22 protein-coding genes are annotated in these 23,688 nt (G+C 41.7%); 10 read left to right on the forward strand and 12 right to left on the reverse strand.

Annotated elements, in window-relative coordinates; all coding sequences use genetic code 11:
- Window positions 1–40 precede the first annotated feature (40 nt).
- The 9 genes from O3642_RS01325 (at window position 41) to O3642_RS01365 (ending at window position 9,965) form a co-directional block, all read left to right on the forward strand.
- Complete coding sequence (locus O3642_RS01325; protein ID WP_049474955.1) at window positions 41–868, forward strand: alpha/beta hydrolase; 828 nt, start codon at window positions 41–43, stop codon at window positions 866–868.
- A gap of 39 nt (window positions 869–907) precedes the next feature.
- On the forward strand, window positions 908–1,648 hold the full coding sequence (locus O3642_RS01330; RefSeq protein WP_195423244.1) for an esterase family protein: 741 nt from the start codon (window positions 908–910) through the stop codon (window positions 1,646–1,648).
- A 21-nt stretch (window positions 1,649–1,669) separates the two neighbouring features.
- Window positions 1,670–2,836: an acetyl-CoA carboxylase biotin carboxylase subunit family protein gene (locus tag O3642_RS01335; protein ID WP_155214305.1), complete on the forward strand. Its 1,167-nt coding sequence runs from the start codon at window positions 1,670–1,672 to the stop codon at window positions 2,834–2,836.
- Window positions 2,837–3,055: 219 nt separating this feature from the next.
- Window positions 3,056–4,024 carry a thiamine pyrophosphate-dependent dehydrogenase E1 component subunit alpha gene (locus O3642_RS01340; protein ID WP_049497866.1) on the forward strand — a complete coding sequence of 323 codons (969 nt, stop codon included), beginning with the start codon at window positions 3,056–3,058 and terminating at the stop codon, window positions 4,022–4,024.
- Window positions 4,025–4,040: 16 nt separating this feature from the next.
- Window positions 4,041–5,033, forward strand: a complete 993-nt coding sequence (locus O3642_RS01345) for an alpha-ketoacid dehydrogenase subunit beta (protein ID WP_003011072.1) — start codon at window positions 4,041–4,043, stop codon at window positions 5,031–5,033.
- A 333-nt stretch (window positions 5,034–5,366) separates the two neighbouring features.
- The gene (locus O3642_RS01350; RefSeq protein ID WP_371605227.1) at window positions 5,367–6,410 is read left to right on the forward strand and encodes a dihydrolipoamide acetyltransferase; all 1,044 of its coding nucleotides are present in this window, start codon (window positions 5,367–5,369) and stop codon (window positions 6,408–6,410) included.
- Window positions 6,411–6,449: 39 nt separating this feature from the next.
- Window positions 6,450–8,156: a dihydrolipoyl dehydrogenase gene (gene lpdA, locus O3642_RS01355; protein WP_021153221.1), complete on the forward strand. Its 1,707-nt coding sequence runs from the start codon at window positions 6,450–6,452 to the stop codon at window positions 8,154–8,156.
- 68 nt (window positions 8,157–8,224) lie between these two features.
- Window positions 8,225–9,214, forward strand: coding sequence for a lipoate--protein ligase (locus O3642_RS01360; RefSeq protein WP_049498822.1), 990 nt, complete (start codon window positions 8,225–8,227; stop codon window positions 9,212–9,214).
- Window positions 9,215–9,323: 109 nt separating this feature from the next.
- Window positions 9,324–9,965 carry a hypothetical protein gene (locus O3642_RS01365; protein WP_195423236.1) on the forward strand — a complete coding sequence of 214 codons (642 nt, stop codon included), beginning with the start codon at window positions 9,324–9,326 and terminating at the stop codon, window positions 9,963–9,965.
- An 88-nt stretch (window positions 9,966–10,053) separates the two neighbouring features.
- Here O3642_RS01365 and xerS read toward each other — a convergent pair whose 3' ends face one another.
- From xerS to O3642_RS01425, 12 genes are all read right to left on the reverse strand, one after another.
- The gene (xerS, locus tag O3642_RS01370) at window positions 10,054–11,124 is read right to left on the reverse strand and encodes a tyrosine recombinase XerS (RefSeq protein WP_049483475.1); all 1,071 of its coding nucleotides are present in this window, start codon (window positions 11,122–11,124) and stop codon (window positions 10,054–10,056) included.
- Between the two features lie 540 nt (window positions 11,125–11,664).
- Window positions 11,665–12,648, reverse strand: a complete 984-nt coding sequence (locus O3642_RS01375) for an acetylxylan esterase (protein ID WP_155171850.1) — start codon at window positions 12,646–12,648, stop codon at window positions 11,665–11,667.
- Between the two features lie 105 nt (window positions 12,649–12,753).
- Window positions 12,754–13,521: an alpha/beta hydrolase gene (locus O3642_RS01380; protein WP_155171848.1), complete on the reverse strand. Its 768-nt coding sequence runs from the start codon at window positions 13,519–13,521 to the stop codon at window positions 12,754–12,756.
- Window positions 13,522–13,586: 65 nt separating this feature from the next.
- Window positions 13,587–15,158 carry a signal recognition particle protein gene (gene ffh, locus O3642_RS01385; RefSeq protein WP_155171846.1) on the reverse strand — a complete coding sequence of 524 codons (1,572 nt, stop codon included), beginning with the start codon at window positions 15,156–15,158 and terminating at the stop codon, window positions 13,587–13,589.
- A gap of 17 nt (window positions 15,159–15,175) precedes the next feature.
- Complete coding sequence (locus O3642_RS01390) at window positions 15,176–15,391, reverse strand: hypothetical protein (RefSeq protein WP_037615282.1); 216 nt, start codon at window positions 15,389–15,391, stop codon at window positions 15,176–15,178.
- Between the two features lie 2 nt (window positions 15,392–15,393).
- Window positions 15,394–15,726: a putative DNA-binding protein gene (locus O3642_RS01395; protein WP_003001435.1), complete on the reverse strand. Its 333-nt coding sequence runs from the start codon at window positions 15,724–15,726 to the stop codon at window positions 15,394–15,396.
- An 80-nt stretch (window positions 15,727–15,806) separates the two neighbouring features.
- On the reverse strand, window positions 15,807–16,751 hold the full coding sequence (locus O3642_RS01400) for a 3-oxoacyl-[acyl-carrier-protein] synthase III C-terminal domain-containing protein (protein WP_155171844.1): 945 nt from the start codon (window positions 16,749–16,751) through the stop codon (window positions 15,807–15,809).
- 12 nt (window positions 16,752–16,763) lie between these two features.
- Window positions 16,764–18,029: a F390 synthetase-related protein gene (locus tag O3642_RS01405; RefSeq protein WP_371605228.1), complete on the reverse strand. Its 1,266-nt coding sequence runs from the start codon at window positions 18,027–18,029 to the stop codon at window positions 16,764–16,766.
- Window positions 17,995–18,822 carry an MBL fold metallo-hydrolase gene (locus tag O3642_RS01410; protein ID WP_155171840.1) on the reverse strand — a complete coding sequence of 276 codons (828 nt, stop codon included), beginning with the start codon at window positions 18,820–18,822 and terminating at the stop codon, window positions 17,995–17,997. Before O3642_RS01410 ends, O3642_RS01405 begins: the two co-directional genes overlap by 35 nt.
- Window positions 18,797–19,774, reverse strand: a complete 978-nt coding sequence (locus O3642_RS01415; protein ID WP_155171838.1) for an NAD(P)-dependent oxidoreductase — start codon at window positions 19,772–19,774, stop codon at window positions 18,797–18,799. Before O3642_RS01415 ends, O3642_RS01410 begins: the two co-directional genes overlap by 26 nt.
- On the reverse strand, window positions 19,771–21,048 hold the full coding sequence (locus tag O3642_RS01420; RefSeq protein WP_371605229.1) for a glycosyltransferase: 1,278 nt from the start codon (window positions 21,046–21,048) through the stop codon (window positions 19,771–19,773). Before O3642_RS01420 ends, O3642_RS01415 begins: the two co-directional genes overlap by 4 nt.
- 244 nt (window positions 21,049–21,292) lie before the next feature.
- On the reverse strand, window positions 21,293–21,991 hold the full coding sequence (locus tag O3642_RS01425; RefSeq protein ID WP_155171834.1) for a GntR family transcriptional regulator: 699 nt from the start codon (window positions 21,989–21,991) through the stop codon (window positions 21,293–21,295).
- Between the two features lie 128 nt (window positions 21,992–22,119).
- Here O3642_RS01425 and guaA point away from each other — a divergent pair, with 128 nt between their 5' ends.
- The gene (guaA, locus tag O3642_RS01430; RefSeq protein WP_003012033.1) at window positions 22,120–23,685 is read left to right on the forward strand and encodes a glutamine-hydrolyzing GMP synthase; all 1,566 of its coding nucleotides are present in this window, start codon (window positions 22,120–22,122) and stop codon (window positions 23,683–23,685) included.
- Window positions 23,686–23,688 lie beyond the last annotated feature (3 nt).

Genomic DNA, 23,688 nt, shown 5'->3' on the forward strand with positions numbered 1-23,688 from the left:
TATAATGAATAAAATTTAGAATATAGAGAGTTTTCTGACAATGAACAAATCCTATTTTTATTTAGATATGAAGACACACGAGTTGAAAGTGCCTTATACCGGAAAACTCCGTCGTGTGCGAGTCTTATTACCTAAGAATTATGAAACGGATACAGATAGACGTTACCCTGTGGTTTATTTCCACGATGGACAAAACGTTTTGTACAGCAAGGAAGCTTATGCGGGTCATTCCTGGAAAGTCATTCCAGCCATTAAGCGGAATCCCGATATTAGTCGCATGATTGTCGTTGCGATCGATAATGATGGTTTCCAACGCATGAATGAATACTCTGCCTGGAAATACAAGGAATCTAATATTCCTGGAATGCAATTTGGTGGCAAGGGAGTTGAGTACGGCGAATTTGTTATGGAGGTAGTGAAACCTTTTATCGATCAAGAATACCGGACCTTTGCTGACAGAGAACATACGGCCATGATTGGTTCTTCCTTGGGGGGAAATATTACCCAATTTTTGGGCTTAGAGTACCAAGATCAAATCGGTTGTTTAGGGGTCTTTTCATCCGCTAACTGGCTACACCAAGATGCCTTCAATCACTATATTGAACGCAAAAAATTATATGCAGACCAACGGATCTACATTTATGTGGGAACTGAAGAAGCTGATGAAACGGATAAAACCCTAATGGCAGGGAACATCAAGCAAGCCTATATTGATTCATCTCTTCGTTATTATCATGACGTCATCCAACAAGGGGTGGATCTCAATCATATTGCCATTCGGATTCAATCTGGAGCTATTCACCACGAAGAAGCTTGGGCTGAACATTTACCAGAATGCCTTCGTTTTTTGGCAGAAAATTGGGATTAATGGACTCAGAACAAATCAATAGAGAGAAAGAGGGAACCTATGAATATTGAACATCTAAGCCACTGGAGTGGCCAACTCAACCGTGAAATGTATTTGAACCGCTATGGACATGCAGGGATTCCTGTTGTGGTCTTTGCTTCATCAGGTGGGAGCCATAACGAGTACTATGACTTTGGTATGATTGATGCTTGTGCTCAGTTTATCGAAGAAGGTCGGGTTCAATTCTTCACCCTTTCTAGTGTGGATAGTGATAGCTGGCTTTGTAATTGGAAGAATCCTCACGATCGAGCAGAAATGCACCGAGCTTATGAACGCTATGTGATTGAAGAAGCCATTCCTTTTATCAAACATAAAACAGGCTGGTTTGATCCGATGATGACAACTGGTTGCTCTATGGGAGCCTACCACGCGCTCAATTTCTTCTTGCAACATCCAGATGTCTTCAACAAAGTGATTGCCTTGAGTGGTGTCTATGACGCTCGTTTCTTTGTTGGTGATTTTGGAGGCGATGAAGCCATTTATCAAAACTCTCCATCTGACTATATTTGGAACCAAAATGATGGCTGGTTTATCGATCGTTACCGTCAGGCCGAAATCGTTATTTGTACTGGTTTAGGAGCTTGGGAACAAGATGGACTTCCATCTTTCTACAAACTGAAAGAAGCCTTTGATCACAAAAATATTCCTGCATGGTTCGCTGAATGGGGACATGATGTAGCCCACGATTGGGAATGGTGGCGCAAACAAATGCCCTATTTCCTAGGCCAAATGCATTTATAAGTAAAAAGGGAGGAGACCTCAATGAATTATATCGTTATTTCACCATATTACCCACAAAACTTCCAACAATTTACAATCGAACTAGCTAATAAAGGGATCACTGTTTTAGGAATTGGTCAAGAGCCATATGAACAGTTAGATGACCCTTTGCGCAACAGCTTAACAGAATATTTCCGTGTTGAAAATTTGGAAAATCTGGATGAAGTGAAGCGTGCGGTAGCCTTTCTCTTTTACAAACATGGTCCAATCGATCGTATCGAATCCCACAATGAGTACTGGTTGGAATTGGATGCTGCACTTCGTGAGCAATTCAATGTCTTTGGTGCCAAACCAAAAGATCTGAAGAAAACCAAGTTCAAATCTGAAATGAAGAAACTCTTTAAGAAAGCTGGAGTCCCAGTTGTTCCGGGTGCTGTGGTTAAAACAGAAAAAGACATTGATAAAGCTGTGAAGAAGATTGGGTTGCCTTTGATTGCTAAGCCTGACAATGGGGTAGGAGCAGCAGCGACCTTCAAGATCGAAACGCCAGAAGATGTGGACCATTTCAAGGCAGAATGGGATGGCCATACCGAGTATTTCTTTGAGAAATTTGTCACTTCTAGTGAGATTTGTACCTTTGATGGTCTGGTTGATCGTGATGGCAACATTGTCTTCTCCACTACATTTGACTATGCTTATACGCCACTCGATTTGATGCTCTACAAGATGGACAACTCTTATTATGTCCTCAAAGAGATGGATCCAAAATTGCGTCAATACGGGGAAGCGATTGTCAAAGCCTTTGGCATGAAGGAACGTTTCTTCCACATTGAGTTCTTCCGCGATGGGGATGACTATATTGCGATCGAGTACAATAATCGCCCTGCAGGTGGCTTTACCATCGATGTCTACAACTACGCTCACTCGATTGATTTGTACCGTGGCTATGCTGCCATCGTAGCAGGAGAACCTTTTCCAGCTTCTGAGTTTGAGCCCCTTTATTGCTTGGCAACTTCTCGCCGTGCCAATGCAGCCTATGTCCTTTCAGAGGAAGAAGTTCTGGCTAAATACCGTGATCAATTCCGTGTCAAGAAAGACATGCCTGCTGCTTTTGCAGAACTTCAGGGAGATTTCCTCTATATGCTTACAACACCTAGTCGTGAAGAGTTAGAACAAATGATTCACGACTTTGGTCAACGCCAATCATAAGATGACGACCGGTAGGATAGGATCCTATCGGTTTTTTTATATGTATAGCAAAACTGTGAGAAATAAGTTTGTGAAATATTGAATTTATATTAAAAAAAGCTTATAAAACCCTCTCCCAAGGAATAAAGTTTGTGAAATCATTTGAGCATTATTTTTGACAGTGCTTTCATTTTTGGCTATAATAAAAGAGTATGAATAAATGTTAAGAAAGGCGAAAAGATGGCAACATTGGATAAAAGTCTCTTATTGGAAATGTTCCGTAAAATGGAAGAAATCCGTCGCATGGACTTAAAAATTGCACAGTTAGTAAAAAAAGGGAAAGTGCCAGGAATGACGCACTTTTCTGTTGGGGAAGAAGCAGCAAACGTTGGAGCGATGCTAGCTTTAAATGATGACGATTTGCTGACATCTAACCACCGTGGTCACGGTCAAGCGATCGCTAAAGGGATCGACCTGAATGGTATGATGGCTGAAATCCTTGGCAAGTATACTGGTACTTGTAAAGGGAAGGGAGGCTCTATGCATATCGCTGACCTTGATGCTGGTAACCTCGGTGCCAATGGGATCGTTGGTGGTGGTATGGGGATTGCTGTAGGGGCTGCCCTTACTCAACAAATGCATAAGACTGGTAAGATTGTTGTCTGCTTCTTTGGGGATGGTGCAACCAATGAAGGTGTCTTCCACGAAGCGGTCAATATGGCTTCCATCTGGAACCTACCAGTAATTTTCTACTGTATTAATAATGGTTATGGAATCTCTGCTGACATCAAGAAAATGACCAATATCCAGCACATTCATGAGCGTAGTGCTGCTTATGGCATTCCAGGAATGTTTATTCCTGATGGTAACAACGTCATTGATGTCTATGAAGGATTCCAAAAAGCTGTTGAACACGTCCGCTCTGGAAAAGGTCCTGTCTTGATCGAAAGTGTCACCTATCGTTGGCTTGGTCACTCTTCATCTGACCCTGGTAAATACCGGACTCGTGAAGAAGTCGAAGAGTGGAAGAAGAAAGATCCGATTGAAAATCTTCGCAAGTATCTCCTTGAAAATGAAATTGCGAGCGCAGAAGAATTGGATCAGATTCAAGAAGAAGTGAAAGAAGCCGTTGAAGCTTCAGTGAAATTTGCGGAAGAAAGCCCATTCCCTCCACTCGAATCAGCTTTCGAAGATATTTACGCAGACTAAGGGGGAGTAGAGAATTATGGAAACAAAATTAATGTCTTTCCGCGATACCATTATCCTTGCTATGTCTGAGGAAATGCGTCGCGACGAAAATGTATTGTTGATGGGGGAAGATGTCGGAGTTTTCGGTGGAGACTTCGGAACTTCAGTAGGAATGCTTGAGGAATTCGGTCCAGAACGTGTCCGTGACTGTCCGATTTCTGAGGCTGCAATTTCAGGTGCAGCAGCAGGTGCAGCCATGACCGGACTTCGCCCAATCGTTGATATGACCTTCATGGATTTCTCAGTAATTGCCATGGATGCTATTGTCAACCAAGCTGCTAAAACTCGCTACATGTTTGGTGGTAAAGGGCAAGTACCGATGACCATTCGCTGTGCTGCTGGTAATGGAGTTGGATCTGCAGCTCAACACTCCCAATCTTTGGAATCATGGTTTACTCATATTCCTGGTTTGAAAGTTGTTGCTCCTGGAACCCCAGCGGATATGAAGGGACTGCTTAAGTCTTCTATTCGCGACAACAATCCCGTTATCATTCTCGAATATAAATCAGAATTCAACCAAAAAGGGGAAGTGCCAGTTGATCCAGACTACACGATTCCACTTGGTGTCGGAGAAATCAAACGTGAAGGAACTGACGTCACTGTCGTAACCTACGGAAAAATGCTTCGTCGCGTGATGCAAGCTGCTGAAGAATTAGCAGAAGAAGGCATCTCAGTAGAAGTAGTAGATCCACGGACCTTGGTTCCACTCGATAAAGAGATCATCATTAACTCTGTCAAGAAAACAGGAAAAGTAGTCCTTGTCAATGATGCCCACAAAACAAGTGGCTATATTGGTGAAATTTCAGCTATTATTTCTGAATCAGAAGCATTTGATTACTTGGATGCACCCATCCGTCGTTGTGCGGGGGAAGATGTGCCAATGCCTTACGCACAAAACCTTGAAAATGCAATGATTCCAACAGTTGAAAGCATCAAAGATGCCATTCGTAAAACATATAACAAAGAATAATACATAACATAAATTATGTAATGTCATTTGAATTAGACGAGGAAACTTTGTATCTTTTTAGGTACAAAGTTCTCTGCGTCCTTAATATCTTAGATTAGAGCACGGGCTAAAGTCTGTGTGAAAAAGATAAACTTACCTAGAAACTAAAGTTTCTTCGTCAAGTTTCCTATTTTCACTTTGACTTTTGACGCCCTTAGTATCTTATAATTGAATCCGGACGGAGGCCTGTGAAAAAAAGATAGATTTCCTTGTGTTTATCGAACACATCGTCAATCTCCTATTTTTTCTTTGTCCTCTACGTCCTTGATATCTTAGTATAGAATAGGAGAGGTCATGGCTGATGATAAGCTAAGAGCGACTCCTGCGGCTAGAAAATTAGCGGATGATCTAGGGATCAACCTCTATGATGTTTCTGGTTCAGGCGCAAACGGTCGTGTCCACAAAGAAGACGTGGAAACATATAAAGACACAAATGTGGTTCGCATTTCACCACTTGCAAAACGAATTGCTTTAGAACACAATATTGCTTGGCAAGAAATCCAAGGAACTGGTCATCGTGGTAAGATCATGAAGAAGGATGTCCTTGCTTTCCTTCCTGAGAATATTGAGAAGGATACCATTAAGTCACCTGCTCAAATTGAGAAGGTAGAAGAGGCTCCTGATAATGTAACACCTTATGGTGAAATCGAGCGAATTCCGATGACACCAATGCGTAAGGTGATTGCTCAACGGATGGTAGAATCTTACTTGACAGCACCAACCTTTACTTTGAACTATGACGTTGATATGTCTCAAATGTTGACACTTCGTAAGAAGGTATTGGATCCAATCATGGAAGCAACTGGCAAGAAAGTCACTGTAACTGATTTGCTTTCTCTAGCAGTGGTTAAGACCTTGATGAAACATCCATACATCAATGCGTCATTGACAGATGATGGCAAAACCATCATCACTCACAACTATGTCAATTTGGCAATGGCAGTTGGGATGGACAATGGTCTCATGACCCCGGTTGTCTATAATGCTGAAAAGATGACCTTGTCAGAGTTGGTCGTAGCCTTCAAGGACGTTATCGGACGTACCTTGGATGGTAAGCTTGCTCCAAGTGAATTGCAAAATTCAACCTTTACCATCAGTAACTTGGGGATGTTTGGCGTTCAATCATTTGGACCGATTATCAACCAACCAAACTCTGCTATCCTAGGGGTTAGTTCAACGGTTGAAAAACCAGTTGTTGTGAATGGTGAAATTGTCATTCGTCCAATCATGAGCTTGGGCTTGACCATTGACCACCGCGTTGTCGATGGAATGGCTGGTGCCAAATTCATGAAAGACTTGAAAGCCTTGATTGAAGACCCGATTTCAATGTTGGTCTAATCAACGAGAGAATAGAAACAAGAAAATGAGGGAAATAAAATGGCCTTAGAAGTAATTATGCCAAAAGCCGGCGTAGATATGACCGAAGGACAAATCGTTCAGTGGAATAAGAAAGTCGGCGAATTTGTAAAAGAAGGAGAAGTTCTCCTTGAAATCATGACAGACAAAGTCAGCATGGAGTTGGAAGCGGAAGAAGATGGCTACTTGATCGCTATCCTGAAAGGGGATGGAGAAACTGTTCCTGTAACAGAAGTAATCGGTTATCTTGGTGAAGAAGGGGAAAACATCCCTACAGCTGGAGCAGCAACACCAGAAGCAAGTCCAGCACCAGCTGCAGCAAGTGCTTCAAACGATGACAATAAGAGTGATGACGCTTATGATATCGTAGTGATCGGTGGGGGTCCTGCTGGTTACGTATCTGCTATTAAGGCAGCTCAATTAGGTGGTAAGGTTGCTCTTGTTGAGAAATCTGAACTTGGTGGAACGTGCTTGAACCGCGGATGTATCCCAACTAAGACTTACCTCCACAACGCTGAAATTATCGAAAATATTGGTCATGCGGCAAACCGTGGTATTATCATTGAAAATCCAAGTTTCTCAGTAGATATGGATAAAGTTCTTGAAACCAAGAACAAGGTCGTAAATACCCTCGTCGGTGGAGTTGCAGGACTTCTTCGTAGCTACGGAGTGGATGTTCATAAGGGTATCGGTACTATCACTAAGGATAAGAATGTCTTGGTCAATGGTTCTGAATTGCTTGAAACCAAGAAAATCATCCTTGCTGGTGGTTCTAAAGTCAGCAAGATTAACGTTCCTGGTATGGAATCATCCCTTGTCATGACCAGTGATGACATCCTTGAAATGAACGAAGTACCAGAAAGCCTTGTGATCATTGGTGGTGGTGTTGTCGGTATTGAACTTGGTCAAGCCTTCATGACCTTTGGTTCAAAAGTAACAGTCATCGAAATGATGGATCGCATCGTTCCAGCTATGGATGCGGAAGTATCTAAGAACCTTCGCTTGATCCTTGAACGTAAAGGGATGACCATCTTGACGGATACAAAACTGCAAGAAATCATTGAAGAAGATGGCAAACTCCGTATCAAGGTTGAAGGAAAAGATGATATCATCGCCAACAAAGCCCTTCTATCAATCGGTCGTGTTCCAGATCTTGAAGGAATCGGTGAAGTTGAGTTTGAATTGGATCGTGGTCGGATCAAGGTTAATGAATACATGGAAACGTCTGTTCCAGGTATCTATGCGCCAGGTGATATCAACGGTACTAAGATGTTGGCCCACGCTGCCTTCCGTATGGGTGAAGTGGCAGCTGAAAATGCCCTTAAGGGAAATCATGCTGTTGCCAAATTGAATTTGACGCCTGCAGCCATCTACACACTTCCAGAAGTGGCGGCTGTTGGTTTGACCGAAGAACAAGCTCGTGAGAAATACGATGTTCAAATTGGTAAGTTTAACTTTGCGGCGAACGGACGTGCGATTGCATCAGATGCAGCTCAAGGTTTTGTTAAGGTTATTGCAGACAAGAAATACGGTGAAGTTCTTGGGGTTCATATCATTGGTCCGGCAGCAGCTGAATTGATCAACGAAGCTTCAACCATCATTGAGATGGAAATCACTGTGGAAGAAATGCTCAAGACCATTCATGGTCACCCAACCTTCTCAGAAGTGATGTACGAAGCCTTTGCGGATGTACTAGGCTTGGCAGTTCACTCACCTAAGAAGAAATAATATTTGAAATGATAGAATGGCTGGACAGCAAATGCTGGACCAGTCTCTATCGTATATAAAGGAACCTTATGAAATACATTATTAATTATTCAAATGATACTGCTTTTAATATTGCTTTGGAAGAATATGCCTTTAAACACCTTTTAGATGAGGATCAAATCTTCCTTCTTTGGATTAACAAACCTTCGATTATCGTTGGTCGTCACCAAAATACCATCGAAGAAATCAACCGTGACTATGTTCGAGAGCATGGGATTGAAGTGGTTCGTCGGATCAGTGGTGGTGGGGCTGTTTACCATGATTTAAACAACCTCAACTACACCATCATTTCAAAAGAAGATGAAAACAAGGCCTTTGACTTTAAGAGCTTTTCAACTCCCGTGATCAACACCTTGGCTCAACTTGGGGTTAAGGCTGAATTTACAGGACGTAACGACTTAGAGATTGATGGCAAGAAATTCTGTGGAAATGCCCAAGCTTATATCAATGGTCGGATCATGCACCATGGTTGCCTTCTCTTTGACGTTGATTTGTCTGTCCTTGCTAATGCTCTCAAGGTCTCTAAAGACAAGTTTGAGTCTAAAGGGGTTAAATCGGTTCGTGCACGTGTGACCAATATCATCGATGAGTTGCCAGAAAAAATCACGGTTGAAGAGTTCTGGGACCTACTTTTGGACTACATGAAGAAAGAATACCCTGAGATGACAGAATATGTCTTCTCGGATGAAGAATTGGCTGAAATCAATCGTATCAAGGAAACCAAGTTCGGTACCTGGGATTGGAACTATGGAAAGTCTCCTGAATACAATGTACGTCGTGGCACAAAATTCCCAAGCGGTAAGGTGGAAATCTTCGCTAATGTCATTGAATCAAAAATCCAAGACATCAAGATCTACGGTGACTTCTTCGGTATCGAGGACGTTGCAGCAGTAGAAGAGGTTCTTCGTGGTGTCAAATACGAACGTGAAGACGTCCTCAAAGCCCTTCAAACCATTAACCTAGGGCGTTACTTCGCAGGTATCACTGCAGAAGAAATTGCTGAAGCAGTGGTGGAATAAAGTAAAAGATATCCATTTAACATGGATATCTTTTATCTTAAACTTGATATTCGAAAACCATGAGTGTACAATATAGAGGAAATCTGAACAAAAAAGGGGATCATATTCGATGATGAAAGTTCCAGTGGAAAATCTTGGTCTATTTGAACAGTTAGATCGTATAGTAGTGGCTTTTTTTAGAAAGCAACAATCTTCAAGTCCTTATGATTTGTATGTCAGTATTACACAAGAACATGTTGACCAGAAAAAGCAGGAGCTAGAACCATTAGGCTATCAAGCTGTCCAACTACCATTAGGAATGGCTTTAGATAACGTCATCCAGCAACCTCATTATGAAAACTTAATCATTGGAGGTCTTGCTCCTGACGAAATTATCGTTAGCAAAGAAGAATTAATGCCTTTGAAAGATATCGTGGATAGTTTTTGTATTATGTACGCTGCAGCGAATAACAGACTGGAAAATAGTAAGGCTTATGAATTAATGAAAGATAAGACGGTTTATTTTATTGGTAAACTATTTACAGATTTTCCAAAAGCAGGTGATGAAATTGCTTATATGGGTATTGATCGAATAGCAAGTGACGGAACACCATATGAAGCAGTGAAATGCTTTTTAACGGAAGAAAGTGCAGAAAAGTATAATGGTGAAAAAAGACCGGTCACCCCAGCAAATCTGGCTTATCTAAAATCATTTTGGGGAAAACCAGTCATTATTGAGCCACACCGTAATTATTGGATTGAATTTTTATAGAAAGAATAAAAGAGCGTAAGATTCCATATAAAAATCTACGCTCTTTTTCTAACACAAAAATCATTTACATAATTTACGTTATGTAATATCACAAACTATCCAAGGCATTTTTCTGTTCATCATTAACGATATGCGTATACAAGTCGGTAACTTGTGTGCTAGCATGTCCCAGCTGATGGCTAACCAAAACCTGTGATTTGGTTGCATCATAGAGACGCGTTGCTAATGTATGGCGAAGCTTGTGGGGTGTCACGCGGACTTTGAAGTCTTCTGAATACTTGGCCACCATCTTTTCAACGCTAGAAGCATCAATCCGATTTGGAACACCTCGATACAAGGTCAGAAAGAGGGCTGTATCAGTTTTTTCTGTCTTGTAACGTTTGTCTCTTATAGCAAGATATTGCTCCAGATAAGGCTTCGCAAAGGCAGCAACATTGACCGAGTCACGTTTTCCACCTTTTCGGGTGACGTCAATGACCATCATCTTAAGATTGAGGTCACGAAGATCTAGGTTAACGGCTTCAGAGAGACGGACACCAGAGGCAAGAAGGAGTGCGATAATGGCTAAATCTCGCTCTTTATTCTTATTAAAGGAGGATAAGGCGCGATTTGAGAGTGTTTGAGGGTACTCCTGGTCGATATAGTTAAGAAAACCTTCTGTTTCATCGCCTAAAAAGAGCTTTTGTTTGATATTCTCAGCTCGAGCAGCCAAGGTTTCTTTCTTTTTCTTGGTAGCAACCTTCTTCATGACATTACGGTAGAAATAAGGTTCCCCTTGCTCATTTTCAACCTCCTCAGTCAAATACTTATAAAGACTAGACAGTGCAGAAAGGGTACGGTTAATCGTTGTTTGGGAAACCCCGTTTTTCGTTGTATTGGCATTGAGCAGAGGACGTTCACGTAAGTAAAGAATAAAGGATTCCATATCTTTCTTGGTCATATGCTCCAGAACGTCTAAAGGGATCTCGGCTATGGTGTCAGCATCCGATATCCCAGATTCCAAAACCCAGGTGAAAAATCGATCGTATTCCTTTAAGTATTCGTACAAGGTCGTAAAACTGTAGGGAACGGCCAGTTTCGATTGATAATATTCCAATACATACCAGGGCATGACTTGTTTGAGTTTATCAATCCGTTCTAATAAGATCTCGCGTTTCATCTTTTTCTCCAAATCTTTCTATACTAGTAGTATAACATAGCCAGATGTATTTTTCAAGAAAATTATAGTTTTTCGGAAAGATGTCATAGGGGTTATATAGGTCTGGTACCTATAACTGGAAATTTTTTTCATCAAGAAAATAGTCAATTTTATACTTTATAAAAGTGAAAACTGGAAAATTTTCAAACCTGAATTTTAGTGAAAATGTACTTTACTAAATTCAAAAAACTGATTAAATCAAAGTTTCTAGACCTACAAGGGGGTTAAAAGGGACTATTTTGATGCATTACGCATCTAAGCTACTCAATCAAAAAATGTACTTTATCCAGCATTAAAATAAAGTACATTTCGATTATAAAGTACATTTTTCAAAAAGTGTACATTACGCCTTAAACTCAGTCGTGTCAAGGGTTTATCCACTGTCTAGGGTAAAGTACAAAAAATTTTAGTTTTTTTTGTATCTCTTTCTATACTAGATCCCTTTTAAACACAATAAAATCAGCAAATCTCATGGATCTACTGATTGTTTTCTTCTGTGACTTATTTTTCTACATATCGAAATGGAATCTTGCTACCACAGAGCCAATTATAGACTCGATCATTGACCTGAACGTTCATAGCTTCATGAGCATATTCTGGCATGATTAAATGCTCTTTTGGACATTCTAATCGATTATAAATGGCAAACTGCGTTTCAGGATAACAGACATCATCATCTAGCCCAGTAATCATGTGAACCTGTCCTTTAATACGATGGGCGAAATTTTTCACATCAATATAGGCCAAAGTCTGCATCAAACGATCCTCGGTTTTATGAAATGGATCATGGAACTTGAAATAACGGAAAAGCTCGTCATAGGCCTCGCTGGTGTTCCCGATCTCTAATACCCGTCTAAAATCCGATAAGAATGGATAAATGGCTACCGTTCGTTGGATTCGGGAATTCAATCCAGCAGCAACCAGAGCAAGGGCACCGCCTTGAGATGCTCCGTAGCTGGCAAGTTTGCTGTCATCTACTTGAGGAAGTTTGGCTACAATTTCAATTAACTGGTAAAGATCTAAGTAGATATCCTTATAAAAGAGCTCATCTGGACCTTCCACGGCTCCGCGGATAATCTGTCCTTTAACAGTATTTCCAAGTGGTGAACGATCTCCGTCGGTTGAAAAGCCTGACTGACCTCTTACATCCATAGTCACAACACCATAGCCGGCTACTGTATAAGGCAGCATGTCAGACCAATCCCAACAACGGCCCATATAGCCATGAAAATGGAAAATAACTGGAACCTTTTGATCCGTTTTTGGAAGGATCATTCTTGAATAAACAAGCCCATCTCGTGTTCCTTTAAAGGTTAATTCATAACATCGAACATTTGGAATGCTGAAATCTCGTTCTTCGAGCTTATATTCAGGCAGTTCAGTCATCTTTGCTAGGGCTTGATTCCAAAAGCTATCAAAATCTGCTGGAAGCTCATCCCGTCCCTTGTAATCTTTCATTGTTTCTAATAATTTGGGATCTTTCATAAAATCCTCCTTAAGTATGTGTAATCGCTACCAAAAATGTACCATATTTACTTAAGGATTGCAAGAGACAAATAAAAATTACATAACCGAAATTATGTAATTTACTTATAGATTCAAAAATAGACTTAATTGTTTCACTAGATCTGGATTAGTGGGTAAAGCTGAATGATGAGCCTTGCGTCCTTTTAAATTTACTTCTGTATAGGCTTGTTTCTCAAAAATAGATTGTGCTGCTTGGGCACTAGAAAGGGGGACGATTCCGTCTGATTTTCCAGCAAAGCTACCGACAAAGTTAAGAACCTCTACTTCTTTTCCTAGGCGATGCTTCCATGTTTGAAAATCATCATACATCTCTTGATTGAATTGGTAAGGACTGCCAATAATAGCGAGCTTGCTTACGGTCAGTTTTTTCTTTTCTAAAAAGCCACTTTCCAATAAGCCAGTCAAAACTAGTCCACCATTGGAGTGCCCGACTGCCTTGAACTCTGTAAAATAATAGTGATCAAGGAGGTAGGTGATGGCGATCTTAAGGGATTCGATTTGCTGCTTGATATTGCTGTAGCCGTCTCGATTGTTCTCGAAGCCAATCACAATCATCGGATTCGGCTCTTTCGTATTCAGTCTTCCCTCCATCTCTATAGAATCATCTTTGTTAACTTTTATTTTTAAAAGACTTTGCTTTTTTCTAGAAAATCGATGGAGCATGCGGATGGTTCCGTTGAATCGCTGGATACTGGCTGAACTTCCAGGTACAAAGATAATCGGTCTGATCGGTGGTTTCTTCGACCCTTTTGGAAATTCAAAGGGCTTGCTGTGCGAAGAAAACAATCTTGCAAAGAAACGAATGACTTGTTGAAATAGTTTTTTTAACATCTTTCCTCTAGTAGTAGTTTCTAAAAGAACCCAGAACAGTGTGTTCCAGGCCCTCTTAGAAACGATTATTTCCGTTTTTTCTTATTTTTGCGCATTTGTTTAGCCATCTTGTTCATTGCCCGTTTCATCATAAATTCTCCGGCTTTTCCTTTGAGACCACCACCAAACATTTGGCTCATATCAGGCATTCCAGCGCCTCCACCAAGAGCTGACAAGTCAGGCATGCCACCTTGTCCCATCATGCCTTCGAGGGCAGACATATCAGGCATTCCACCAGGCATGTTTTTCGGCAAATTATTTGGATTAAGCCCCATTTGTTTCATCATCTTGTTCATATCGCCAGAGAGGACACCTTGCATCATCTGTTTGGCTTGGTTAAAGTCCTTGATGAATTTGTTGACTTCGACAAAGGTGTTCCCTGATCCAGCAGCAATCCGACGACGACGGCTTGGATTCAAGAGATCTGGATTTTCCCGTTCAGCTGGTGTCATGGATGATACGATCGCACGTTTGCGAGCAATTTCTCGTTCGTCGACCTTGAGGTTCTTCATAGCTGGGTTGTTGGCCATCCCTGGAAGCATCTTGAGCAGATCTTCCATTGGTCCCATATTTTGTACTTGGTCTAATTGATCAATGAAATCGTTGAAATCGAAGGTATTTTCCCGCATTTTCTCAGCGAGTTCAAGGGAGCGTTTCTCATCGTATTCTTGAGAAGCCTTCTCAATCAGTGTCAGCATATCCCCCATACCGAGGATCCGACCAGACATACGGTCTGGGTGGAAGGTTTCGATATCAGTGATTTTTTCACCAGTACCAGTGAACTTGATTGGCTTCCCAGTAATCTGACGAACAGAAAGGGCCGCACCACCACGGGTATCCCCATCGATCTTGGTTAAGATGACCCCGGTCACTTCGAGTTGTTCGTTAAACTCACGCGCCACATTGGCTGCTTCTTGACCAATCATAGCATCGACAACCAAGAGGATTTCATTTGGCTCAGCAAGGGCTTTGACATCACGCAACTCAGCCATGAGTTTTTCATCGATTTGCAGACGACCGGCTGTATCGATCAAGACATAGTCATTGTGGTTGGCTCTCGCCTGCTCCAAACCTTGACGAACGATCTCTACTGCAGGGACTTCTGTACCAAGTGAGAAGACAGGGACATTGATCTGCTGACCAAGAGTCTTCAACTGGTCAATGGCTGCTGGACGATAGATATCGGCCGCAATCATCAAAGGACGTGCGTTTTCTTCCTTGACCAATTTGTTGGCCAATTTACCCGCAAAAGTTGTTTTACCAGCCCCTTGAAGACCGACCATCATGATAATGGTTGGAATCTTTGGAGATTTGATAATTTCTGCTGTTTCTGAACCCAAAATCGCTGTCAATTCTTCATCAACAATCTTCACGATTTGTTGGGCAGGGTTCAAGGTTTCGATGACTTCATGACCTACAGCCCGTTCGCGGACCCGTTTGATGAAGTCTTTTACAACAGGAAGGGCAACGTCGGCCTCTAAGAGGGCAAGACGAATCTCTTTGGTTGCCTCTTGGACATCCGCTTCAGAGATTTTCCCTTTCTTACGAAGATTTTTAAAGACGTTTTGTAAACGTTCGGTTAAACTTTCAAATGCCATTATTTTCTCCTATTTTTTCAATTCAGTGGATATCGTCCGAAATGTTGCAAACATTCTAGTTCTTCGGGTGTGACTTCTTTCATGATTTCATTTGGATATCCCCAACAGCTAAAACCTATTTGCATAGCTTTGGAGATATCATTGGGCGAGATAATCTGTAGTCGAGTAGGAAATACTTCCTCTGCGACTAATAGTTTGCAAGGTATTCCTTGATAAATGACGAGACTGCCCATAATCACTCCCGATTGTCAATGCTTGATAAAATTTCAACCTGCTCTTGTAGAAAAGTATCTTCCGGATAGCGTTCTAAAATCTGATCAAAAATCTGGCTGCGTACAATGTAATCGGAATACATATGGAGTTTCATTTCGTAATCTTCCAAAATCTTTTCTGTACGTTTAATATTGTCATAGACCGCTTGACGGCTCACTCCAAACTCTTCTGCAATCTCAGCCAAGCTGTAGTCATCTGCGTAGTAGAGCTCGATGTAGTTCATCTGCTTGTCCGTCAAGAGCGCTGCATAAAACTCAAAGAGCGCATTCATTCGGTTGGTTTTCTCAATTTCCATACCTTTCATTATATCAAAAAAGCCCGCTAAAGACTAGCGGGACTTGATGCTTTTTGAGCTTGAAATAAGAGTATCTATCATTAGAGTTTAAGTGCCAACATATTGACCGTCATCCCTGCTGCAGTTCCCATCAAAAAGATGGTATCTCCTTCCTTCACATAGCCATGATCCAGTGCATAGGCTAGGCCGAAAGGCACGGCTACCGAAACCATATTTCCATAATCACTGACAATATTGAGGTACTTGTCTTTGCCAACGCCCAATTTGTCCATGACAAGTGGTAAGGCACGGCTTGCTTGGTGAGGAATAATATAGTCTACAGCATCTTTAGAAATGCCTGATTTCTCTTGGAATTCTTGGAACATTTCTGGAATAACACGGGCAGAAAGCAAAAGAATCTTCTTCCCTTTCATATCAAACATGAAATCAGTCTTGGTTGCTTCAGAGTACAATTTCGGATGATATGCTGTCAAACCACCACGAATCTCGGTATCATGGGCCCCCTCAGACCAGGTACGTTGCATGCTAGCAATGATTCCTTTATCTTCCTTTGTTGCTTCAAAGATAAAGGCTGCAGCTCCATCACTAAACAATTCAAAGCTTTCTTTTTGTTTGGGATTCAGCCCTAGACTTCCTACTTCACTAGATACAATCAGAACCCGACGGTATTCTCCACCTTCAATCAGATAAGAAACAGTGCTCAAAGCAGATACAAAACTGGTACAGGTGGTATTGATATCCATAGCAGGAAGCGTTAGTCCCTTGGCCACGCGCTCATGGATCAAAGCTGCTGTACAAGGAATGGGCTGAACACCAACTGCACTAGCCGAAACGAGGCAGTCGATGTCTGCCATTTCAAGCCCCGCATGGTTTAAAGCCGCTTCAATCGCACGCGCTGCTAGATCAATCTGTGTTTCTTCTCCTTCTTTCACGCGGTAACGAGTCTGGTCTTTGAAAGTTACGGTATGAGCTGGGAGCGCTGTTCCATAGCCTTTAATTTGCAAATGTCTTTTTACAGTAGTCATAGGATTCTCCTTTTATTGAAGTCGTTGAACACGTTTTAATTTACGTGTTGGGTCCCATTGGTAATCGATAAATTGAATACTTGGGAGAATGAATTGTTTTTGCTGAGCTAAGAGTTTAAATTGAGCAAAAATCGCTTGCTCCATAGACTCTGTCCGGTGACTCAAGGCAATGGTAATGGATCCATCTGCCAACTGAGTTACTTGATAGTCCTGAATATTTTCGACAAAGAGAATGCACCGTCGAATAAAATCCGGATAGATCATCTGGCTACTGCCATCTTCTTTTTTGAAATAAAAGATATCATCTGATCGTCCTTCGATCTTTGCGATTCGAGTAAAGATCGAACCACAAGGGCAAGGAGACTTTTCTTCCACCAAAATATCATTGAGTCGGTAGCGATAGATCGGTTGACTGGTCCGTTTGAAATCCGTAATAATCGGATAAAAGCGGCTATCATCAAGATACTCTTTTTCGACATACAAAATATCTTCGTTGAGATGTAGATTGCCTTCTGAACAGGTACAAGCTAAAAATCCCTCTGTCGCTTGGTAGACCTGATCAACCTTGTCTAGTTGAAAAGCTTTGGCGATAGTCTGTGCATCTCGATCTTCTAGAATCTCTGCGACAGAAACAACCTTGACAGGTTGGATCGCAAGTTGCTGATTGCTGACATAGTTGGCTAACTCAATCAAGGTCGAAGCTGGTGCGACCACAATGGTTGGTTGATAGTCTTTGAGACGCTCTAAATGCTCCTTGCTATCCTTGAAAATATCAAAATATTCCAAGCGAATAAGGCCTGAATTAATGGTTTGATAAAGTTCATTGTCCGCTCGTAAGAAAAATGCAATGCGATGACCAAACAGTTTTCCTTTCGGTAGCATCTTGGCTAGAATCGCTGCAGCCCACATACTTCTCTCTTTTTCTGTGGTGACAAAGACTCCTCGGTGGCCGGAAGTTCCAGAAGATAAGCCTACTGCTACTTCTCCATTCATCTCAGTAAAATCTCGCGTCTGTTCTCCGCGAATCGCCATCTCTAAAGCCTGATCACGATCCACCCCTAGGGTATTGAGCTCATTGAAATGTGTCATCATGAAGGTTTTATCCATGGTCCCAAAGGATTCGGGAGAATGGGTTTGAAAATAGGGGGACTGAGAAGTGATAAAAGCATGGTAGCGTGCCAAATGCTTATCTTGGTATCGCTTCAAGGCCTCTTTTGAACGGAATCGGTGACACCATCTGGTTTCAATAAAGGTTTTCAGAAAGACTGTTTTTTTCATTTAAAATCCTTTCAATCCGATCTTGCGGGTCGTGGCTGACCACAACTTGAATGCCATCTTGCAAGAGTGTTTCCAGCAAATCAGCTCCTTTTAAATAAGCCTTCTTATCATCCTGAACCAAGGAAGGAATGAGACGCATTTGCCCTGTGTAAGGCAAGAGGTCTACTCCCCAAGAAAGATCTGCTCCGATAAAGAGTTTGAACTCATCCAGATAAAGACAACCTTGCCCTCTCGCATGCCCATCGATGGACGAAACAAGAATGCTCCCATCCTCAAATAGATCAGCAGTTGGGCGGTAAGAAAAGGCAGGATGTATTCGATCTGCTTTGAGACAAGTCACCCGATCTTTGAAATCAGCTGGAAGAAACTCTTTAAAAATCAGATCTTTTAATTTCGGTTTTTGGTACACCTCATAGACTTCCTGTGTGACAAAGAAATGAGCATTTGGGAAGAGTGCTGCTCCGCCGAGATGGTCAGGGTGCAGATGCGAAAGAATGACATAAGTAATCTCTGCAGGATCAATCCCACGCTCTTGCAATAAATAATCGATCTGGTCTTCTTTTTTCATCTGCATTGGTGTGGCTAGACGGTACCAGAAATACCGAGCTCTTTTCTTAATCTCGTAGTGATAGCCGGTATCGTACAAAATATAGCCTTTTTCACGGTGGTGAATCAAAAAGACACCTGCTGGAAATTGCATTTTTTCATTCGGAATCCCTTTGAATAAGAGACCAGAATGACTGCTACAATAGCCAGCTGGAAAATAATCAATGCGCTTGATCATGTTGGACATAGTTGTCAATCCCTTCTTCAATGGTCATTTTTGGATAGTAGCCAAGTTCGGTTTGAGCCTTTTGGATATCGAGGGTTTGGCTATATCGAAGGAGATAATAGGTGTAGCGAGTCAAGGGGGGCTCAGCTTTCAGATGGAATAATCGATACACTCCTTCAAGGCTATAGGCAGCACCTGCTACAAGACCTGCCGGAATTTTCCGATAGCGAATCGGTTCTCCCAATCCCTTTAATGTTGTTTCGATCAAATACTTAAAGGTCTTTGGTTCCCCATTTGTAATATTATAAACTTGTCCGTGAGCTTCTTTTGCTTCCAGAGCCAAGCGAATGGCTAGGGCAACATTTTCCACACAGGTCATATCCATGAGCTGCTCTCCTCCTCGAATCAAAGGAATTCCAATTTTTCGACTGAGGCGTAAGACACGAGGCAAAATACTGGTATCCCCCACACCAAATAATCCTCTAGGACGCAAGATGATACTTGGCACATCTGAATAGTCAGAAAAAAGTTTTTCAGACGCCAATTTACTTCGGATGTAATTGTTGAGGTGATTTTTTTTGGGAGCATCGCTTTCCTTGATGTTTAATTGGTCTTTTCCAGCTGCGTAAATACTGGGAGAAGATACGTAAACCAAGCGTTTTACCGCATATTCACGGCACAATTCAAGGACATTTTGAGTGCCAACTACATTCGCCTGATAGAAGGCTTTCCAAGGTCCCCAGGCAGTGGATAAAGCTCCTGCATGAACTACAGCATCAACAGACTGAAAGGCTTGTCTTAATTCCACAATAGAGCTCAAATCCCCTTTGATAAATTGGACGCGCTCACCTTCCAGAGCCTTCCCGATTTTTTCTTTTCGGCCAAAGGCTACAATGGAATAATCGTGAGCCAACAACTCATCGATCACATATTTTCCAAGGAAGCCAGTCGCACCTGTTACAAGAATTTTCATAGTTTCCCATCCGTTCCACGTCTTAATAATCGTTGAATCTCAAACTCCAAGGTATCCAACGGCTTGTAGGTTTTTGAAAGTTTGTTTAGTCTTTCTAACTTTTCCCAAGATTCTTTTTCTAATAGGGCATTAAAACCTGCTTGAATCTCTTCAGTGCGATTGCGATGTGCTTGAAAAGCAATTCCTGCTTCTACTCCTCGAATCGCATAGTCAAATTGGTCATAATCATGTGGCAAGATCAAGGCTGGTTTCTTAAATTCGATACACTGATAAAAGATTCCAGCTCCTCCATGGTGAATAACATAGTCCATCTGTGGAATGTATTCCTTGTATGGCAGATAAGAAACGACCGTCACATTTGGTGCTACTTCTTCTTCAGAGAATTCCTTTGCCCCATCTCCTAGAGTAACAAAAAAGTGACATTCTGGATGCTCTTTGGCCAATTGTTTAGTTTGCTCTAGCAAGTTCTCTTTTGCCCAAGGCAACTGGGTTCCACAAGTCACAAGGACCTTTGTCTTGTCCTCGTAAGGACTGAGATCTACTGGATAATCTTCAGCTTTCTCAAGAGAGGTTCCTAAAGGGCCCATCCAAGCATATTGATGAGGGAAATGTGTCTTCAACTCTAGCTCCATCATACCAATTCCAAAGATGGCATAAGGAGAGTAAATAGATTCTACTCCATTTTGATTGTACAACTTGAAATTGTAACGTTTTAAGCGTTTGCGTAAGAGGAAAGCCACGCAGTATTTCCCAATACGTGTCAGTTTACGACATAGTGCTTGGATCTTCTCTTCCTTCTTCGTGCGCGCGATTCCCATCCCTCCGAAGAAGCAAGGAGAGCCATAAGGAGTTTCGATTGCAAATTGGGTTGCCATGGTGGTGATCCAAGGGATTTCTAACTCTTCTGCTACAAAGCCCGCTGATAGAGTGATAAAATCAGCAATGACAATATCCGGACGATTGACGCGCCACTCCTCTAGCAATTGATCTGACACATGATTAATCAAATCGAGACTCTTGGACAATTGCCGATAAGCTGAAAATAGATTGAGTTTTTTATCGTTATTCGCCGCACGTTCAAACTCTTCTACTTTGTCCTCTAGAATTGGAACGACAGTGAAGCCAAGACTTTCTGCAACGGTCTTTTTCTGAGGTCCCGTGAAAACCCGGATCTCCATCGAAGGATCATCTAACAAGGGTTTAACGAGATTTAAAGTTGGGTACAGATGCCCGCTCAAGGGAACAGCTACCACATCGATTTTAATTTTTTTCATTTATTCCTGCCTTATATCTCTTAATTTAAGCTTTAAAACCTGCTTCTATCGATTAATTCGTAAAAAAAATCAAAAATTGAAGAAAAAATAAAATTTTTTTTAATTTTTTTAAATTTTCAATGTTGCCTTTACTATCACTATTTAGAAAGAATGTCTTCAACCTAAAAAAGCTCCCAAATGCCAAAGAGATTGAGTCTCTCAAACATTTGAAGAGTTTTCTATTTTTATTTTACGATTTGCGAGCTTAGTTATTTTCCAAATAAAATTCGAACCGCTCGCCGACATACTGACTTTTTACATACTCAAAAGCCGTTCCATCTTCAAAATAGGAAACCTGTGTCAGACCTAAAATAGCTTGTCCTTTTGAAATCTGTAAATAGTCCGCAATCTTATCTTTGGCCAATCGTGCATAGATGATCTGGTGCGACTTTCCAATCTTATAACCATGACGCTCCAAGGTTTGGAAGAAATGGCTGGTAACCTCTTCGCGATTGAAATTCTTAATAAATTTCTGTGGAATAGAGGCCACTTCATAAACAACAGGGATCCCATCAGCATACCGGACCCGTTCCATCCGAATGATGGTCTCTGTCTTATCAATGCCCAATTTGTCCACTTCTTGGAGGCTAGGAATGGTTTTCCGATAAGAAATCACTTGGCTAGAAGGTTCCTTGCCTTGCGATTTCATAATTTCTGTAAAACTGGTTGTTCCCCGCATTTTTTCTTGGACGCGCGTGCTAGTGATAAAGGTGCCACTTCCTACCCGTCTTTCAAGCACTCCTTCTTCAACCAGAAGGGTAATGGCCTGTCTAAGAGTCATCCGACTCACCTGAAATTTCTCCGCTAGATCGCGTTCGCTGGGAAGACGCTCCCCGATTTTCCATATTTTTTGATCAATCTCAGACTTAATCTGATCATGAATTTGAATGTAAGCTGGAATCATAACCTTGCTCTTTCTCTGTGTTATCTCTATTGTAGCGTAAAATTCCTAATTCTTCAATCAGAGATTGGTAAAGACAAGGCTTTTGTGTTAGAATAGAGGAAAGTAAATTTCTTTAAGAAGGGGATAAGATGACAAACCTATCAACTGATTTGCATGATGTTGAAAAAATCATCGTGCTTGACTACGGTAGCCAATACAATCAGCTTATTTCACGTCGGATTCGTGAAATTGGAGTCTTCTCAGAGTTGAAGAGCCACAAGATTTCTGCTGATGAAGTTCGTGCAATCAATCCAGTTGGGATCGTTCTTTCAGGTGGACCAAACTCTGTATACGAGGAAGGTTCTTTTGATATCGATCCTGAAATTTTTGAACTCGGTATTCCAATCCTTGGAATCTGTTACGGGATGCAATTGTTAACCCATAAATTGGGTGGGAAGGTCGTTCCTGCAGGTGATGCTGGTAACCGCGAATATGGTCAATCTGAACTGACTTTGACAGAATCTTCTGCTCTTTTTGCCGGCACACCAGACAAACAATTGGTCTTGATGAGCCACGGGGATGCTGTTACAGAAATTCCGGCTGACTTTATCCGCACTGGTACTTCTGCTGACTGTCCATTTGCATCGATTGAAAATCCAGACAAGAAAATCTACGGAATCCAATTCCACCCTGAGGTTCGTCACTCTGTTCACGGTTATGACATCTTGCGTAACTTTGCCTTGAACATCTGTGGGGCTAAAGGTGACTGGACCATGGACAACTTCATTGACATGCAGATCAAAAAAATCCGTGAAACCGTCGGAGACAAACGTGTCCTTCTTGGTCTTTCAGGTGGTGTTGACTCTTCCGTTGTTGGGGTTCTCCTTCAAAAAGCCATCGGCGATCAATTGATCTGTATCTTTGTAGACCACGGTCTTCTTCGTAAAGGCGAAGCTGATCAAGTGATGGATATGCTTGGTGGTAAGTTTGGTTTGAACATCGTTAAAGCAGATGCTGCAAAACGTTTCCTTGATAAGTTAGCTGGTGTATCTGATCCTGAGAAAAAACGGAAGATCATCGGTAACGAGTTTGTTTATGTCTTTGATGACGAAGCAAGTAAGCTCAAAGATGTGAAATTCTTGGCACAAGGAACTCTCTACACTGACGTGATCGAGTCTGGTACGGATACTGCTCAAACCATCAAGTCTCACCACAACGTTGGTGGACTTCCAGAAGATATGCAGTTTGAACTGATCGAGCCACTGAACACTCTTTATAAAGATGAAGTTCGTGCGCTTGGTACTGAGCTTGGTATGCCAGACCACATCGTATGGCGCCAACCATTCCCAGGCCCAGGTCTTGCCATCCGTGTTATGGGAGAAATCACTGAAGAAAAACTCGAAACCGTTCGTGAATCAGACGCTATCCTCCGTGAAGAAATCGCCAAAGCTGGTCTTGACCGTGATATCTGGCAATACTTCACAGTCAACACAGGCGTTCGTTCCGTGGGTGTTATGGGAGATGGCCGTACCTACGACTACACAATCGCCATCCGTGCTATCACTTCTATCGATGGAATGACAGCTGACTTCGCTAAGATTCCTTGGGAAGTTCTCCAAAAAATCTCAGTTCGTATCGTAAATGAAGTTGACCACGTCAACCGCATCGTCTACGATATCACAAGTAAACCACCTGCAACTGTAGAGTGGGAATAAAAA

This window comes from Streptococcus sp. 27098_8_66, from assembly GCF_041431945.1.
In the GTDB taxonomy this organism is placed as follows: Bacteria; Bacillota; Bacilli; order Lactobacillales; family Streptococcaceae; genus Streptococcus; species Streptococcus dentalis.

What these genes read in the sequence shown, in the direction of transcription:
- guaA (WP_003012033.1), top strand. Translation starts at nt 22,120, where the DNA reads ATGACAAACCTATCAACTGATTTGCATGATGTTGAAAAAATCATCGTG.
- O3642_RS01345 (WP_003011072.1), top strand. Translation starts at nt 4,041, where the DNA reads ATGGAAACAAAATTAATGTCTTTCCGCGATACCATTATCCTTGCTATG.
- O3642_RS01410 (WP_155171840.1), bottom strand. Translation starts at nt 18,822, where the DNA reads ATGTCCAACATGATCAAGCGCATTGATTATTTTCCAGCTGGCTATTGT.
- lpdA (WP_021153221.1), top strand. Translation starts at nt 6,450, where the DNA reads ATGGCCTTAGAAGTAATTATGCCAAAAGCCGGCGTAGATATGACCGAA.
- O3642_RS01330 (WP_195423244.1), top strand. Translation starts at nt 908, where the DNA reads ATGAATATTGAACATCTAAGCCACTGGAGTGGCCAACTCAACCGTGAA.
- O3642_RS01360 (WP_049498822.1), top strand. Translation starts at nt 8,225, where the DNA reads ATGAAATACATTATTAATTATTCAAATGATACTGCTTTTAATATTGCT.
- O3642_RS01350 (WP_371605227.1), top strand. Translation starts at nt 5,367, where the DNA reads ATGGCTGATGATAAGCTAAGAGCGACTCCTGCGGCTAGAAAATTAGCG.
- O3642_RS01395 (WP_003001435.1), bottom strand. Translation starts at nt 15,726, where the DNA reads ATGGAAATTGAGAAAACCAACCGAATGAATGCGCTCTTTGAGTTTTAT.
- O3642_RS01375 (WP_155171850.1), bottom strand. Translation starts at nt 12,648, where the DNA reads ATGAAAGATCCCAAATTATTAGAAACAATGAAAGATTACAAGGGACGG.
- O3642_RS01380 (WP_155171848.1), bottom strand. Translation starts at nt 13,521, where the DNA reads ATGTTAAAAAAACTATTTCAACAAGTCATTCGTTTCTTTGCAAGATTG.
- O3642_RS01405 (WP_371605228.1), bottom strand. Translation starts at nt 18,029, where the DNA reads ATGAAAAAAACAGTCTTTCTGAAAACCTTTATTGAAACCAGATGGTGT.
- O3642_RS01390 (WP_037615282.1), bottom strand. Translation starts at nt 15,391, where the DNA reads ATGGGCAGTCTCGTCATTTATCAAGGAATACCTTGCAAACTATTAGTC.
- O3642_RS01340 (WP_049497866.1), top strand. Translation starts at nt 3,056, where the DNA reads ATGGCAACATTGGATAAAAGTCTCTTATTGGAAATGTTCCGTAAAATG.
- O3642_RS01400 (WP_155171844.1), bottom strand. Translation starts at nt 16,751, where the DNA reads ATGACTACTGTAAAAAGACATTTGCAAATTAAAGGCTATGGAACAGCG.
- O3642_RS01325 (WP_049474955.1), top strand. Translation starts at nt 41, where the DNA reads ATGAACAAATCCTATTTTTATTTAGATATGAAGACACACGAGTTGAAA.
- O3642_RS01335 (WP_155214305.1), top strand. Translation starts at nt 1,670, where the DNA reads ATGAATTATATCGTTATTTCACCATATTACCCACAAAACTTCCAACAA.
- xerS (WP_049483475.1), bottom strand. Translation starts at nt 11,124, where the DNA reads ATGAAACGCGAGATCTTATTAGAACGGATTGATAAACTCAAACAAGTC.
- O3642_RS01425 (WP_155171834.1), bottom strand. Translation starts at nt 21,991, where the DNA reads ATGATTCCAGCTTACATTCAAATTCATGATCAGATTAAGTCTGAGATT.
- ffh (WP_155171846.1), bottom strand. Translation starts at nt 15,158, where the DNA reads ATGGCATTTGAAAGTTTAACCGAACGTTTACAAAACGTCTTTAAAAAT.
- O3642_RS01365 (WP_195423236.1), top strand. Translation starts at nt 9,324, where the DNA reads ATGATGAAAGTTCCAGTGGAAAATCTTGGTCTATTTGAACAGTTAGAT.
- O3642_RS01420 (WP_371605229.1), bottom strand. Translation starts at nt 21,048, where the DNA reads ATGAAAAAAATTAAAATCGATGTGGTAGCTGTTCCCTTGAGCGGGCAT.
- O3642_RS01415 (WP_155171838.1), bottom strand. Translation starts at nt 19,774, where the DNA reads ATGAAAATTCTTGTAACAGGTGCGACTGGCTTCCTTGGAAAATATGTG.